Source organism: Clostridium sp. AF27-5AA (assembly GCF_003478415.1).
Lineage (GTDB): Bacteria > Bacillota > Clostridia > Lachnospirales > Lachnospiraceae > Otoolea > Otoolea fessa.
In genome coordinates this window covers 1-15,913 of the sequence record NZ_QUFH01000010.1, presented here as the reverse complement: position 1 = coordinate 15,913, position 15,913 = coordinate 1, and the positions used below count along the sequence as shown (strand labels likewise).

Below are 15,913 nucleotides of genomic sequence, written 5' to 3'. Positions count from 1 at the left end.
AGGTGTGCGTATATGACTACAGTGAAATCTCTGTCCAGAGAGATGAAATTCTTTCTTCTGGCACTGATTCCGATCTATTTCATTTCAGTGGGGCTGATTATACAGCCGTTTGACTCCATTGTGACTGGTATCTATGAAATCATAAGGGAACCGGATTTTCTGATCACCGATTATATTGCGGTCGGCGGCATGGGAGCCGCGTTTGTCAATGCCGGGATGATGGCGCTTATCAGCATCTACTTTGTCTATAGTCTTGGGATGGAGATGGACGGGCATACGATCACGTCTTGCTGTCTGATGTTTGGATTCTCTTTGTTCGGAAAAAATCTGATGAATATCTGGGCGATTTTTCTGGGTGTATTTCTCTATGCAAAATATCATAAAATGCACTTATCCAACTATATTTATGTCGGCATCTACGGAACGAGCCTGTCTCCGATCATCACACAGCTGATGCACGTGGTGGAGCTGCCGATCTGGCAGCGCTTCTGTGTGACGATTCTGGTGGGAATCTGTATCGGATTCGTGCTTCCACCGCTCGCGACGCATTCCCACTATGCCCATAAGGGATATTCCCTTTATAATGTGGGATTTGCCTCTGGCATCATTGCGACGGTCCTGGTCTCCACGTTTAAGTCCTTTGGAATTGAGACGGAGGCGCGTCTTATCTGGTCCTCCGGCAATGATGCGATGCTTTTAGGGCTGCTATTTGTCTTGTTTGCAGGCATGTCGGTGGTGGCAGTGCTGTGGCGCGGAAAAGATACGCTTTTAGGGTATGAAAAACTCCTTGCGACAACGGGAATCGGCGGTACCGATTACCTGCTGGAATTGGGCGGTGCGGTGACGCTTCTCAACATGGGACTCAATGGTCTGTTTGCGACCTTCTTTGTGCTGGCAGTCGGCGGAAACCTAAATGGACCGACGATCGGCGGAATCTTTACCATCGTTGGATTCAGTGCGACTGGAAAACATTTGCGGAATATTTTCCCGATCATGGCGGGCGTCTGCATTGCGAGTACCGTCCGGGCGTGGGATATCACGAATCCGTCGGCACTTCTGGCGCTGCTCTTTTCCACGACGCTGGCGCCGATCGCCGGAGAGTTTGGAATTTTATGCGGCGTGTTAGCTGGTTTTCTGCACGCGTCGGTGGCGCTCAATGTTGGGATCGTGTATGGGGGCATGAACCTCTATAACAATGGATTTGCGGGCGGTATCGTCGCGATGTTCCTGGTGCCGGTGATCCAGTCGATCCGCGACCGGAGGGCGCGGGCGAAGGGAGATCTGTCGCTGTAAGATTTCTTCTTTTTAATGGAATCTTAACACGAAAGAGGCGTAGAGATATTGTATCATTATAAAAACACCACATTTATGATACCTATTAAACATAGAAAGGAATGATACATATTTCAACTTCATTTGCGCTTCTGGTCGTAGCGATTATTATTCTTGTCTGCATCGCGGGAAGCCGTCTTTCGGGGCGGCTGGGGGTGCCGACGTTGTTTATTTTTATTATGCTGGGAATGCTGTTTGGATCGGACGGTATTTTTAAGATTCCATTCGGCAATTTTGCACTGGCGGAACAGGTCTGCTCGGTGGCACTGATTTTTATCATGTTTTACGGCGGGTTCGGCACGCGCTGGAGTGAGGCGAAGCCGGTCGCGGGGCGGTCGATTTTGTTATCCTCGGTGGGTGTAGTGCTGACGGCGCTTTTGACCGGGCTGTTCTGTCATCTGGTGCTTAAGATGGCACTGATGGAAGGAATGCTTCTCGGCGCAGTCCTTGGATCGACCGATGCGGCATCCGTGTTCTCGATCCTGCGTTCGCGCAAGCTGAACCTCAAATACGGCACGGCATCCATGCTGGAGTTAGAGAGCGGAAGCAACGACCCGTTTGCGTACATGATGACGGTGATTCTGCTGTCTGCGATGACGGGGAGTGTGAGCGGAGGTTCGGCGGTTCTGCTTTTGATCCGCCAGCTCGCATTTGGGCTTTTGACCGGCGCGGCGGTCGCGTGGCTGGTGACATGGCTTTTAAAGCGGTATGCCTTTTATGGCGAGGGATTTGACACGATCTTTGTCTTTGCGGCGGCAATCATTTCCTACGCGTTTGCATCCCAGATTGGCGGAAATGGCTACTTAAGCGTGTATTTGACCGGTATTATCCTCGGAAATCAGGAGCTGAAGAACCAGAAAGCGCTGGTTGGCTTCTTTGATGCGTTTACCGGCATGATGCAGATGCTTCTGTTTTTCCTACTGGGACTTCTGGCGTTTCCCTCGCAGATGCCGTCGATCGTGCTTCCGGCGATCGCAATCGCATTGTTTTTAACATTTGTGGCTCGTCCGGCGGCGGTTGGCTTGCTGCTCGCACCGTCGAAACCGCCGATCGGGCAGTATCTGGTTATTTCCTGGGCGGGTCTGCGCGGTGCGGCGTCAATCGTATTTGCGATCATGGCGACGCTCAGTGAGGGATATATGAAATATGATATATTCCACATCGTGTTCTGCGTTGTTTTATTTTCCATCATTTTTCAAGGTTCGCTGCTTCCGAAGGTGGCAGAAAAATGTGACATGATCGACAACTCGACCGATGTCATGCGGACGTTCTCGGACTATACGGGTGATATGCAGATTCAGTTCGTGCAGCTTCCGATCGGGGACAATCATCCGTGGAAAAACCGTAAAATCTGTGAGATCGAGATGCTTCCGGGTATGTTAATCACAGTGATCCGGCGCGGCGCGCAGACGATTGTGCCCAAAGGGCAGACTGTAATTCAGGAAGGGGATACCGTCGTCTTGGGTGCAGAGGGCTTTACGGACAGCCAGGGAATCCTTTTAAAAGAGATTCTGATGACACCAGATCACCGCTGGTGTGGTAAGAAGATCGCGGAGGCGCGTTTCTATAAAAATACGATCATTGTGATGATAAAGCGGGGCAGCCAGATCATCATTCCAGACGGCGGTACGCAGATACTGGAAGGCGACCGGGTGGTTGTATACTCGCAGAAACTGCCGCAGGTGGAAGGGCGTGTGAAACACGAAAGCGGATCGGTCGTATCGGCTGCTGTTCACAAATAAGCACGTTTGCGTGAACAGTAACGTGGATTCATCGTTACTGTTCACGGGTAGGCACTTTTGGAACCGAAAGTGCCGTAAGAAAACGTGGTGGCAGCAGGAATTTGCCGTATTTGAATGCGAAGCCACGGCAAATTCCGTTACTGGGCACGCATGCGTGAACAGTAACGATTCATCGCAGGAACATGGGAATTTCAGGCAATACTTGCAGTTTGTTGAATTTTAAACTATACTAAAACAACAACGGTTTGCCGGAGGAAAAGAGTATGCAGCAGGGAAATACGAAGGAACGGATTGTAGAGGCTTATATCGAGCTGGAGTCGGAAAGACCGGTCGAGAAGATCACGGTTACGGCGCTGGTTGAGCGGAGCCGGATCACAAGAAAAACATTTTATTATTACTTTAAAGATATATATGATTTGATGGAATACCGGATGGAACGCGAGATGAAGCGCATCATGGAAGAGACGATGAGCCAGCCAGATCCGGAGAAGGCGCTGACACAGCTGTATATGTATATCATGGAAAACCAGAAGCATATCCGGGCATTGTCCGAGTCGGTACAGTTCATGGCGCTGCGCCGTCAGATGGGAGAAAAGGTGTACCAGTATTTTTATAACCATCTGGAGCGGATTGGTATGTTTAAGAACCTGACGATGCCGGAGGCGGCGATGGCGGTGCAGATCATCATTTTCTCGGTTATGGGAGTTGCGTTTGACGCGCCGTTTAAGGATGAGGCGGATGTGAAGGAGCGCGTCGCCACGTTCATGAGCGTGATCCGCAAATGCACCGGGCGTGACCCTATGCAGGTCCGTTAGGAAAGCAGGTTTCCGGCAGTTTTGAGAATTATTGTAACTGTTCAGTAGGTCTGCGCGTGACTGTGAAGGTACTGAACAGTTACGAATTATTATCAATTAGAAAATGGAACAAGGAAACGCAGGAGGAATCAGCGGTATTTGGTTGGTTTTTTCTGCGTTTTTGCTGTCATGTACCCGGAAAAAACGGTCAGCGGCAGGAGAATTCGGGTGCCATGAAAAAAAGATGAACATGGATAGATACATTTTGGCGAATTTGTGTACACACCTGTCCGAACTTGGGAGTGGCAAAGTGTATACGAGATGAGTAAAATATAGACTGAGAAAAATTTTTACCAAGAACAAGCATAGATGGAGGAAATTATGAAAAAAAGAGGAAAGATTCTGGCGCTGGCTGCGATTGTAGTTGTTGGCGCTGTCGTTTTGTCCCGATGCGGTCATAAGAATACGGCGGTGGAATATGAATCCCGTCCAACCGTAAGAGTAGAAAATCCGGTTCGTCAGGACATCAGCTTGTACACGGATCTGACCGGACTGGTAGAGCCGCAGTCCCGCGCGAGCGTCATGCCGAAGATGAGCGGCGAGGTGCTGGAGGTTTACTTCCAGGCGGGTGATACGGTCCAGGCAGGGCAGGCGCTGTGCAAGATCGATTCCGACGCGTTGACAGCGTTAAAGCTACAGGTGGATGCGGCTTCCGTTGCCTTAAAGAATGCGGACAGCAATTTAAGCCGTACCCAGGCGCTCTTTGCTGATGGTTTTGTCTCCCAGGAGGCGATGGAGCAGGCACAAAACAGCGCACAGAATGCGAAGATTTCCTATGAATCTGCGAAGAACCAGTACGATCTGCAGGTGAAATACACGACCGTGACGGCGCCGATCGACGGTGTGATCGAGTCCCGGAGCGTCGAGCCGCATGATCATGTATCTCCGGCAGGCGAGATCTGCACGATCTCCGGTGCCAGCCAGTTACAGGTTAAATTCGGCATCACCGAGAAGATCCACCAGACGATGGAGTTGGGCGACAGCGTGACGCTGGAGAAAAATGGTGCGGATTACACCGGTACTGTAACCGAAATCGGATCTATGGTCAACGAGAGCAGCGGCCTTTATGACGCGCGTGCGATGGTGCCGGATGCAGCAGGTCTTACGAATGGTTCTCGCGTAAAAATGACGGTTATCATGGACCATGTCAGCCAGGTGCTGACCGTTCCGGTCGATGCAGTCAGCTATGACAACGGTGCCCCGTTTGTATATCTCTATGAGGATGGAAAAGCGGAGAAGACCGAGATCGAAGCAGGTATCTATGACGATGAAAATATGGAAGTAAAATCGGGTCTGACGAGTGACAGCCAGGTCATCGTGAGCTGGAGCAACGAGCTGGTGGATCAGGGAGAAGTCCTGTTAGCACAGGATACCGATGGCGCGCAGACAGACGGAAACAATGAGACAGCAGCGGAGACGACAGAGGCAGGTGACAAAGAATGATTCGACTGACAAAACTCGCACTGCGGCGTCCGGTTACCATCATTCTCTGTCTGATTACCATCGCGTACTTCGGCCTTCAGTCCGTCATGGGCATGAAGCTGGAACTGACGCCAGAGATGGAGATGCCGATGTTAATCATCGCTACGGTGTATCCGGGAGCCAGCCCGGAGGACGTAACCGATCTGGTTACCAAGAAAGAAGAAGATGCGATCACATCATTGGACTCGGTCGATAAGGTACAGTCCATTTCCCGTGAAAATGTATCGATCGTCATTGTCCAGTATGAGTACGGTACCAACATGGATACCGCATACATTAACCTGAAAAAGGCGATAGATGGCATTCAGAGCGATCTGCCGGACGATGCCAACGATCCGAATATCATGGAGCTGGATATCAACTCGATGGCGACGGTTACGCTGGCAGTCAGCGGCGACGCTGATCAGAACCTTTATACATATGTAGATGACAAAATTGTTCCTGAGTTTGAGAAATTAAGCTCGGTCGGCGAGGTTTCGATTGCCGGCGGTCAGGATAGCTACACCCGCGTGGAACTGATTCCGGAAAAACTGGCACAGTACCACCTGAATATGAATACGGTTGCACAGTTAGTCGGTGCCGCCGATTTCACGATCCCGGCGGGCGATGTCCGGGTTGGAAAACAGGATCTCGACGTCAGTGTCGGCAACGAATTTAAGAGCACGGAAAGTCTGAAAAATGTCGTACTTCCGCTGGCAAACGGTGAGACGATCCATCTTTCTGATATCGCAAATGTCTATGAGGCGCTGGAGGATGCAAGCTCGATCGGACGTTACAATGGCGAAGATGTTATCTCCCTGGGAATCAAAAAACAGCAGAGTTCCACCGCGATCGAGGTTTCCAACCAGGTAACCAAGAAGGTGCAGGAAATTGAAAAGCAGTATCCGGGTCTTAAAATCACCGTGGTAGATGATGCCAGTGACACGCTGAAACAGTCTTTAAGCAGCGTAATCCAGACCCTGATCCTGGCGATCATCCTGTCCATGATCATTCTGTTCTTATTCTATGGCGATTTGCGTGCGTCGGTCATCGTAGGTACGTCCATTCCGATCTCCGTTGTATTGGCGATCATTTGTATGGCGGCGATGGGATTCTCAATGAATATTATTTCCCTGACGTCGCTCGTTCTCGGTGTAGGTATGATGGTTGATAACTCGATCAACGTCCTCGACGGATGTTTCCGGGCAAAGGAAAAACTGGATTTCTATGATGCGGCGCTGGAAGGTACGCGCACGATGATCGGCTCGATCACCGGCGGTACGCTGACAACCTGTGTTGTATTTATTCCGCTTCTGATGTTAAATGGTATGTCTGGACAGCTCTTTACACAGCTCGGGTACACGATCATTTTCTGTATGACGGCTTCCTTATTCTCAGCAGTCATCATCGTGCCGCTCTGCTATATGTTCTGGCATCCGGTTGAGAAGGATCATGCGCCGGCAGGACGTATAATCAAAGGCATCCAGGGCTGGTATCGCAAGCATATGCCGCATGTCATCAAGCGCTATGCGCTTGTATTCGGAACGACTGCAGTGCTGGTTGTCCTGTCCATCCTCATGGCGTCCAGACTGAACCTGGAGCTGATGTCTTCGATCGATGAAGGTATCGTCACGATGACGATCAAGACGAAACCGGGTTATTCGGTATCGGCGATCCGTGACACTGTGCTCGATCTGGAAAATATGGTAGAGACAGACGAGGATGTGGATCATTACCTGATGACATATGGAAACAGTGGTGTCAGCATGACTTCCGGAAGTGATGTGACGCTGAATGCCTACTTAAAAGATAAGAGAAAACTTTCCACGGACGAGGTTATCGAGAAGTGGAGATATGCGACACAGAACTACGTTGATGCGACCATTACCTTGGAACAGGGCAGCAGCAGTATGAGCAGCAGCATGAGCAGCGGTGATTCAATTGAGGTGGATCTGCAGAGTACCGATTACGACACCCTAAAGAAGGCAGCGGATGATCTGGTAACTGAGCTTCGCAAGCGCGAGGATGTTATGCAGGTACATTCTTCTGTTGAGAATGCGGCGCCGGTTATCAAGGTAAATGTGGATCCGGTTAAGGCAGAGGCAGAGGGACTGACCCCGGCCAGCATCGGTTCGATGGTATACAGTAATTTAAGCGGTGTGAAAGCGGCGACGATCTCCGTCAACGGCAATGATCAGGACGTGAAGGTAGAATTTGCGCCGGATCGCTACGATTCCATCGCGAAACTGCAGGGCATGATGATCACGACGGCGACGGGTAATACGCTTCCGCTGGAGGATCTGGCAGAGATCTACTACCAGGATAGCCCACAGGAGATTTCACGAAAAGAGAAACAGTACCAGGTATCGATCACGATGCAGGCACAGGCAGATTATAAGAAGACGGCTGAAAAAGATGTCAAGAGCTTCGTGCAGAACTGGGAATTCCCGTACGGCGTTGAGATGGCGACCAATAGCCTGGATGAGTCGATGGGCGAGGAGCTTTCCGCGTTGGGAATGGCGCTTGTCACAGCGATCTTTCTGATTTTCATTGTCATGGCGATCCAGTTTGAGTCCCCGAAATTCTCCCTGATGGTTATGGCAACGATCCCGTTCAGTTTGATCGGTTCCTTTGGATTCCTGTTTCTGGCGGACTGCCCGATCAGTATGAACTCCATGCTTGGTTTCCTGATGCTGGTCGGTACGGTTGTAAACAACGGTATTTTGTATGTGGATACGGTCAACCAGCTACGGATGGAGATGCCGTTAGACGAGGCGCTGGTAGAGGCAGGTGCGATCCGTGTACGCCCAATCTGCATGACGACACTGACGACCATCATTGCGATGATCCCGAACTGTCTGGCATTTGGTAAGGCGGGCAAGATGATGCAGGGCTTAGCGCTTGTAAACGTCGGCGGTCTGGTTGCGGCGACGATCCTGACGCTGGTACTGCTTCCGTCCTTCTACCGAGTGGTTTATAACATGGGAAAAGGCAAAGAAGATGAGTATGATAAGCTGGACTGCGACTAAGGAAAAGCAGGTTAAGCAGTGAATCTGTCAGGCGGCGGACCCGGGGCGGGGAAGCTGCCTGTACTGATAGAAAAAGGGGGAGAAGAAGATGCCGTCGGAACGATTTAAGCGGTTGCCGGAGGAAAAACAGAAGAAAATCCGGGACGCGTGTATGGCTGAATATACGCGGACAACGATAGAAAAAGCATCGCTCAACCGTATGATAGAAGATGCCGGGATCTCCCGGGGCAGTTTTTATACGTATTTTGACAGTAAATGGGATGTTTTAGGATATCTGTGTGAGAGTTTTATCAATGAATTTTATGAGTGCGGCGTGCGCTGCCTTGAAGAGGCGCAGGGGGACATCTGGGAGATGTTAGGGCAGTTTTTAAACGGTTCGCTTGCCCTGTGCCGCGATGAGAGACGCACCGATTTCATCCGCAACATCATGGAGTGCAGCAGCCGTGAGGCGCTGCTCTTTGATATATTCAGCTCCGATCTGGACAGTCCACGCGCCGTGCGTGGACAGAAGCTGGAACGCGCCGCTTATGAGGCGTGCGTGGGAAAATCCCTGCGGAAGATGGGCTGGGAGGAATATATGAGCTTTTTCCGCATGGCGATGATGTCGATCGCGATGGAGATCAAGAGCTTTCACGACGGAGTCCCGGAAAACCGTATCCGGGAACGGTTTGTCCTGACACTCGGTATCCTGAAACGGGGCGCTGGGATAGAATCGGGAGCGGGCGCGCAGAGCGCCGAAAGGAAATGAAGATGAGTAAGATGAAGAAAAACAGGAAGAAACTGTTTGCCATTCTTTTACAGGCGGCGTTAGTCAGCACAGCTATGACGATGCCGGCATATGCGGCTAAAACACCGGGGATCGGCTCAGATGCGCGGATCGGTGACGATGCGACCGGTCCGGTGCTGACGGGCGGCAATACCGAGATGGAGGAGGAGACTTCCCCGTACACCAAAGAGCAGCTTGAGGACGGGACGCTGGAGTACGGTGAGATCGCATGGCGGATCGAGGGCTACAACAGCACGTATTTAAACCTGCGTTCCCAGCTCTACAGCCAGGCGACCAGCCAGTCGGCGGGAACTGCCCTGGCGGCTGAGGCAAGCGCCCTCATGGAAGATGCGATGGACCTGAAGTCCGACGATATGGATGCGGAGACGAGAGAGCTGTTTGAGGGCTACAAGGCGGCAGCGAGAGAGTTGCGCAAACAGGGGGCAAAGCTTACGAACAAGGAGCTTTCCGGCACCTACGCCCGGACCCTGCGCCAGACGAAGAATAAGTTAGTCAAGGCGGTGCAGAACCTGCTCATCCAGTATGAGGAACTGCTCCCGCAGGTGGAGACAGCGAAAAAGAATGTGGAGATGTGCCAGGTAAATGCGGATGCCGCACAGAAGATGCAGGCGCTCGGCCGTGCTTCCGCGCAGGAGGTTCTGACGGCGCAGAAGGCGCTGCAGCAGGCCAATTCCAGCGCCCAACAGGCAGAAAACGGGGCATTGCAGCTCAAACAGAATATTTTAATGCTACTTGGATTTGACGCGGATGCGCCGGTAACCTTTGCGGATGTGCCGGTTCCGGATGCGTCCCGGATCGCGGCAATGGATCTGGGTACCGATACACAGGCGGCAGTCAGTGCGAATTATGATCTGATGTCGGTACGTGCAAATAAGGCAACGGGTTCTTCCAACCGTACGGTCAAAAAAAGAAACGTTGCTTATACCGAGGATTCGGTGGCGATCACAATCCAGAACCTCTATGCGGCGGTAGTATCCAAGAAGCAGGCGTATGACAGTGCAGCAGCCGGATATCAGGCGGCCGCGCAGAGTTACGAGGCGGCAAAGCGCCAGAACGCACTGGGAATGCTCTCAAGAGCCAATTATTTGGGGCTTGAGTGTTCCTGGCTCAGCAGCGTGGCATCGTATAAGACCGCCGAGCTGGAATATACCAAAGCGGTGGAAAATTATGAGTGGGCAGTTAGAGGCCTGATTGTAAGCAAGTAGTTCGTCAGGAATTTGCCGTATTTAAATGCGAAGCCACGGCAAATTCCGTTACTGGACACGTATGCGTGAACCGTAACGTGAATGGGAACAGAAAGGAAGTAGGAACCGGAAATGAAACATAGAAGAAGGAAAACGGCGCTTCTGAGCGCAGCGGCAGCAGCGGTTCTGGTATTGCAGGGATCATTTGCGGCGCTGGCTGCCAGCCCGCAGTTCGCCTACGATGCGGATACATGGGCGAAGCTTCAGGACAATGTGATGGAATACAGCGAGCTGCCGTATCTGGTACAGGAGTACAACCCGACGTATTTAAACAACCAGACAACCTATCAGGCAGGACGCGATACAAAGAATGCGAAGGAAGTGCAGGATAAGCAGTACAATCAGGCAAATGACCTGTATGACAGCGCGGATAACCTGCGGGATCAGGCAGACCAGATTGAGGATTATCTGGCAGTGCCGGGCATGGCAAGTGCGTATGCCAGCCTGATGTCTGCATCGGTGATGGTCGAGCAGAATGCATTAAAAACGCAGCAGTCGGCCGATGCCTCCTACCGTGACAGCGAGATGGACCGTCTGGACTATATGAACAGCCAGGATGCGGTCGTGGTACAGGTAGAGGCAGCGTTTGCGGCGTATAATCAGGTCAAAAAGACAATTCCGCTGATGGAGAAATCGCTGGAACTGCAGGAACTGACACTGCAGATGACTCAGAAACGCCAGCAGCTCGGTCAGGCGACCCAGATTGATGTGTTAAATGCACAGAAATCGCTGCAGTCGCTTCAATCCACATTGACACAGACGAAAGCGGGGCTTCAGACCCAGCACCAGCAGCTCTGCGTCCAGACCGGCTGGACCTATGACGCGGAACCGGATATCCAGGATCTGCCGCAGGCGGATCTTGGACGGATCGCGGCAATGAACCTGGCGGCGGACACACAGACGGCGCTCCAACAGAACCTGTCCTTACAGTCCAATAAGCGCGGCTATGCCAATATGGCAGAAGGTTCAGCTGATAAGAAAAACATGGACCGCACCATCAAGAACCAGGAGCAGACGATCCGCTCCAGTATGCAGACACTCTACAACGACATCATGCAGAAGCAGACAGCCCTGCAGCTTGCCGATGCGTCTCTGGCAGCAGAGACGCAGGCGATGAATGCGATGCAGAAGAAGCTGGAGCTTGGCATGACGACCCAGATGGAGTACAAGAGCGAGGAAGTCTCCGTACTGGAAAAGCAGATCGATAAGGAGACAGCTAACATGAACCTGCAGCAGGCGATCGAGACGTATGAGTGGGCGCTGAAAGGTTACATGAAGTAGGGACAGAAGTTAAGTTTCTGGCACTTCCTCTGCGCGGGGGTTAACGTGGCGCTGGAGGAGCTGTGTATATCGAAAATGATATAATAAAATATTTATAAAACAAGAGGCAAAAAGCGGCGTTTTCTTTCGAATCGCCGCTTTTTTTGGGGAAAAAATAGGTGCATATTGTATGGATTTAACAAAAAATAGCCACAAACTACAGAATACTACCGATTCGGACTGGAAAATACTGGGTTAATAAAAAAATACTTTTGACAATTAACGCAGCATATGAGAAAATAAAAAAGATACTTTCAGTAAGGAGAGAAAATAAGATATGAACAAATCACAACAAAACAAAATCAAGTGGTATATGCTTTCCTTTATGTGTTTCTCCACCCTCTGGGGATTTGGAAACGTTTTAAATGGTTTCGTATACTTCAATGGAACACAGGTTATCTTCTCCTGGATTCTGATGTTCGCACTGTACTTTGTACCGTACGCACTGATGGTCGGAGAGCTTGGTTCCGCATTTAAGAATTCGGGCGGCGGTGTCAGCTCCTGGATTCATGAGACAACCGGCGCGAAGGCTGCATACTACGCAGGTTGGACCTACTGGGCTTGCCATGTCACCTACATCGCATCGAAGGGATCCGGCGGTCTGAAAGCGCTGAGTTGGATGATTTTCCAGAACGCAGAGAAGTATGCGTCCTTTAACACGAAAGCGGTTCAGTTAGTTACCTTTGCGGTACTGCTGTTCTTCTGCTGGGTTGCAAGCCGCGGCTTAAACCCGTTAAAGAAACTGGCTACCCTGGCGGGAACCAGTATGTTTGTCATGAGTATCCTGTACATTCTGCTGATGTTTGCTGCACCGGTCATCAATCCGAACGGTGGTTACCTGTCGGTGGATTTCAGCTTGAAAAACCTGATTCCGCATTTTGATTGGAAGTATTTCAGCAGCTTGTCCATCCTTGTATTTGCAGTCGGCGGCTGTGAGAAGATCTCCCCATATGTAAACAAGGTAGAGGATCCGTCCAAGGGATTCCCGAAGAGTATGATTTTTGCAGCGATCATGGTAATCGTCTGCGCGATCTTCGGTACAATCGCGATGGGTATGATGTTCGATGTATCCTTGGTTGAGGCTAATTTTGACTCTTACAATGCGAATGGACAGTACTGGGCATTCCAGAAACTGGGTGAGTATTACGGCGTTGGAAACCTGATTATGATCATTTATGCAGCCTGCAACGCGATCGGCCAGTTCTCGACGCTGGTAGTCAGCATCGATGCACCGCTTCGTATGCTGCTTGACAACGAGGATGCGCGTCAGTTCATCCCGACCAAGCTCTTAAAGAAAAACAAATTTGGCGCTTACGTCAATGGTATCTGGATGGTAGTCATCCTGTCCGGTTCCATCATTCTGGCTCAGGTTCTGGTTCCGAATGCGGATACGGTTCTGCGCCAGCTGACACAGCTTAATTCGGTTACCATGCCGATGCGTTATCTGTGGGTATTCTTTGCGTACTTCATGCTTCGCAAACATTCAGATAAGTTTGAGCGCGAGTATCGTTTTGTGAAGAACAACGGAGTGGCACTGGGCTTTGGCGCATGGTGCTTTATCCTGACCGCAGCCTGCTGCTTATTAGGTATGTACAAACAGGGTGATCTGTACACAACCATGCTGAATGTCATCACACCAGTCGTTCTGGTAGCACTGGGACTGATTTTACCGGCGATTAAGAAGAGAGAAGGGAAGTCTGCATGATGAATGCTGCGAAGGAATTATTGACTTTTATTGAGAACAGCCCGAGTATGTTTCATTCGATTGAGACGATCAAGGGAATGCTGGAAGAGGCAGGTTTTACCTATCTGCCGGAGAGAACCCGCTGGGACGTGAAACAGGGCGGAACGTATTACACGATCCGCAACCATTCCAGTATCATTGCGTTCCGTGTCGGAAAGGAACTGGGCGATTACCATTTCCAGATGTGCGCCTCCCACAGTGATTCACCGACTTACAAGATCAAGAGTGTGCCGGAGTTAAATGGTCCGGGCGAGTATCTGCGCCTCGATGTGGAAGCATACGGCGGCATGATCGACAACACCTGGTTTGACCGCCCTCTGACCGTTGCAGGCCGTGTGCTGGTAAAAGACGGTCAGGGCGTGAGCGCGAGACTTCTGTACATCGATAAAGACCTGCTCATCATTCCGAACGTAGCGATTCATTTCAACCGTGAGGTGAACAATGGATACAAATACAACCGTCAGGTTGATTTATGCCCGCTGTTCTCCGCTGGTGAGCTGAAAAAAGGCGCGTTTGACGCGATGATTGCGAAAGAGCTTGGTGTGGCAGCGGAGGATATTTTAGGAAAGGATCTCTTCCTTGTAAACCGCCAGCCGGGTACGATCTGGGGGTATGCGGACGAGTTCATTTCCAGTCCGAAACTGGACGACTTACAGTGCGCTTACGTTTCCCTGAAAGCATTCCTGGAGGCGAAGAATGAGCGCGATGTCAGCGTATACTGCTGCTTCGACAATGAGGAAGTTGGTTCCAATACGAAGCAGGGTGCGATGTCCACCTTCTTACAGGATGTCCTGCACCGCATCAACGGTGCGCTTGGCAAGACGCCGGAGGACTACTATCAGGCAGTTGCCGGTTCTTTCCTCGTAAGCTGTGACAACGCACACGCCGTTCACCCGAACCACGGGGAGAAGACGGATGCGGTCAACTGCTCCTGGATGAACAAGGGTATCGTCATCAAGGAGAGTGCGAACCAGAAATACACCACGGACGCATTCAGCCGTGCGGTATTTACGAATGTCTGCAATGAGGCAGGTGTTCCGGTTCAGGCATTTGCAAACCGCAGCGACAGCGCAGGCGGTTCCACACTGGGCAATCTGTCCAATACACAGGTCAGCGTCCATGCGGTAGATATCGGTCTTCCGCAGCTTGGTATGCACTCCTGCTACGAGACAGCCGGTGTGAAGGATGTGGAGTATGCAATCAGTGCTCTGACCAAATTCTATCAGACCAATCTTCAGATTGAAGGCGCTGAGAGCGCAATGTTTGAATAGTTTTAGGATTGCGAAAGTGCGAAGCACATAGCAATCCGGTATCAAAATATAGTAAAAGCTCCGGAATCACAAAACTCCGGGGCTTTTACTATATTTTTATATCTAAATGACGACAGACTTGAATTCAGACTATAGCCGGTATAATGACGATTTATTACTTTATAAAATAATATGATTTTATTTTGTTTGATTTGCGTGATAAAATCAAGAAAAGAAACGTAATTTCGTGAGTAAGTATGAAAATGAAAGGAGAAAAGGATCGAATATTTGGATTAAATTGAAAAAAAGTAAGTTTAAAAAGGAGGACATATGTTAAAGCTAGGAATTATTCAATTATCTATCCAGGAAGGAAATATCGAAAAAAACTGTGCTCATATAGAAGAACTTGTTAGAAACCATTCTTCTGACGACATAGATCTTCTTTGCTTTCCGGAACTTTGTATCAGCGGATACAATTTTGAAAAGGCCATAATTTCAGATAGGGAAGCACTTTTTTTCTCAGAGCTTGCCAGTAAATATAAGATAGCAATCATGGCCGGAATTAATAAAAAAGAGGGAAACCAGCATTATGATGTTGCCTGTATTTGGGATGGAACAGGAACACTTTTGGGAGAGTACAAAAAAATTCATTTATGGGATAAGGAAAATGATTTTTTTGCGAAAGGAGAAGAGCTGGTTACGGTTTCGTTTAAAGGCTGGACAATTGGATTGTTAATTTGTGCAGATTTTGGATTCTCAGAATTGGCAAAATCTTTAGCATTAAAAAAGAACGCAGATGTGATTATGTATCCGAGCGCGTGGAATCCGGGTTGGGATTACCTGTTTTCCGGATGCAGCAGTATAAGAGCAGCAGAAAACCAGGTTTATACGGTTGGATTAAACAGGGCATCCGGGGACGTGGAGTATTGTGGTAATACAACTGTTTCGAATCCGGATGGAACAACGCTTGCCAGATTATGCACATCAGAAGAATCCTACACACGTGTTGTGCTCAAAAAGGAATGTTTGGAGAAAGCGAAAGAAACCATCCCGTGGAGATTAATGAGACGTGAAGAAGTTTATAACAAAATATAGGAAGACTAACTATTAAAAGTCAAGCCTTAAAATGATATTTTTTGAATAAAATACA

The 15,913-nt window shown here is 49.9% G+C and carries 11 protein-coding genes; all 11 read left to right on the top strand.

The genetic code is table 11. The features are described from left to right. The first annotated feature begins 12 nt into the window (after positions 1-12). The 11 genes from DWY89_RS10395 to DWY89_RS10345 all read left to right on the top strand — a co-directional run bounded on the left by DWY89_RS10395 (position 13) and on the right by DWY89_RS10345 (position 15,858). The gene (locus tag DWY89_RS10395; RefSeq protein ID WP_118523955.1) at positions 13-1,293 is read left to right on the top strand and encodes a DUF1576 domain-containing protein; all 1,281 of its coding nucleotides are present in this window, start codon (positions 13-15) and stop codon (positions 1,291-1,293) included. Positions 1,294-1,394: 101 nt separating this feature from the next. Beyond that, positions 1,395-3,074, top strand: a complete 1,680-nt coding sequence (locus DWY89_RS10390) for a potassium/proton antiporter (RefSeq protein WP_118523956.1) — start codon at positions 1,395-1,397, stop codon at positions 3,072-3,074. 263 nt (positions 3,075-3,337) lie between these two features. After that, a complete protein-coding gene (locus DWY89_RS10385; protein ID WP_118523957.1) occupies positions 3,338-3,889 on the top strand; it encodes a TetR/AcrR family transcriptional regulator in 552 nt (183 codons plus the stop codon). Positions 3,890-4,249: 360 nt separating this feature from the next. After that, entirely contained in the window at positions 4,250-5,371 is a 1,122-nt protein-coding gene (locus DWY89_RS10380; RefSeq protein WP_227589701.1) for an efflux RND transporter periplasmic adaptor subunit, read from the top strand. Beyond that, positions 5,368-8,418: an efflux RND transporter permease subunit gene (locus DWY89_RS10375; protein WP_107001739.1), complete on the top strand. Its 3,051-nt coding sequence runs from the start codon at positions 5,368-5,370 to the stop codon at positions 8,416-8,418. Before DWY89_RS10380 ends, DWY89_RS10375 begins: the two co-directional genes overlap by 4 nt. Positions 8,419-8,506: 88 nt before the next feature. Then, positions 8,507-9,166, top strand: a complete 660-nt coding sequence (locus tag DWY89_RS10370) for a TetR/AcrR family transcriptional regulator (protein WP_118293719.1) — start codon at positions 8,507-8,509, stop codon at positions 9,164-9,166. A gap of 2 nt (positions 9,167-9,168) precedes the next feature. After that, positions 9,169-10,410 carry a TolC family protein gene (locus DWY89_RS10365; RefSeq protein ID WP_182434567.1) on the top strand — a complete coding sequence of 414 codons (1,242 nt, stop codon included), beginning with the start codon at positions 9,169-9,171 and terminating at the stop codon, positions 10,408-10,410. Positions 10,411-10,521: 111 nt separating this feature from the next. Further along, positions 10,522-11,730: a TolC family protein gene (locus DWY89_RS10360; RefSeq protein WP_118523959.1), complete on the top strand. Its 1,209-nt coding sequence runs from the start codon at positions 10,522-10,524 to the stop codon at positions 11,728-11,730. Between the two features lie 316 nt (positions 11,731-12,046). Beyond that, positions 12,047-13,474, top strand: a complete 1,428-nt coding sequence (locus DWY89_RS10355) for an amino acid permease (protein ID WP_107001735.1) — start codon at positions 12,047-12,049, stop codon at positions 13,472-13,474. After that, the gene (locus DWY89_RS10350; protein WP_333491444.1) at positions 13,471-14,784 is read left to right on the top strand and encodes a M18 family aminopeptidase; all 1,314 of its coding nucleotides are present in this window, start codon (positions 13,471-13,473) and stop codon (positions 14,782-14,784) included. The genes DWY89_RS10355 and DWY89_RS10350 overlap by 4 nt, the downstream gene beginning before the upstream one ends. 309 nt (positions 14,785-15,093) lie before the next feature. Continuing rightward, positions 15,094-15,858, top strand: coding sequence for a carbon-nitrogen hydrolase family protein (locus tag DWY89_RS10345; protein ID WP_118472964.1), 765 nt, complete (start codon positions 15,094-15,096; stop codon positions 15,856-15,858). Positions 15,859-15,913: the final 55 nt, after the last annotated feature.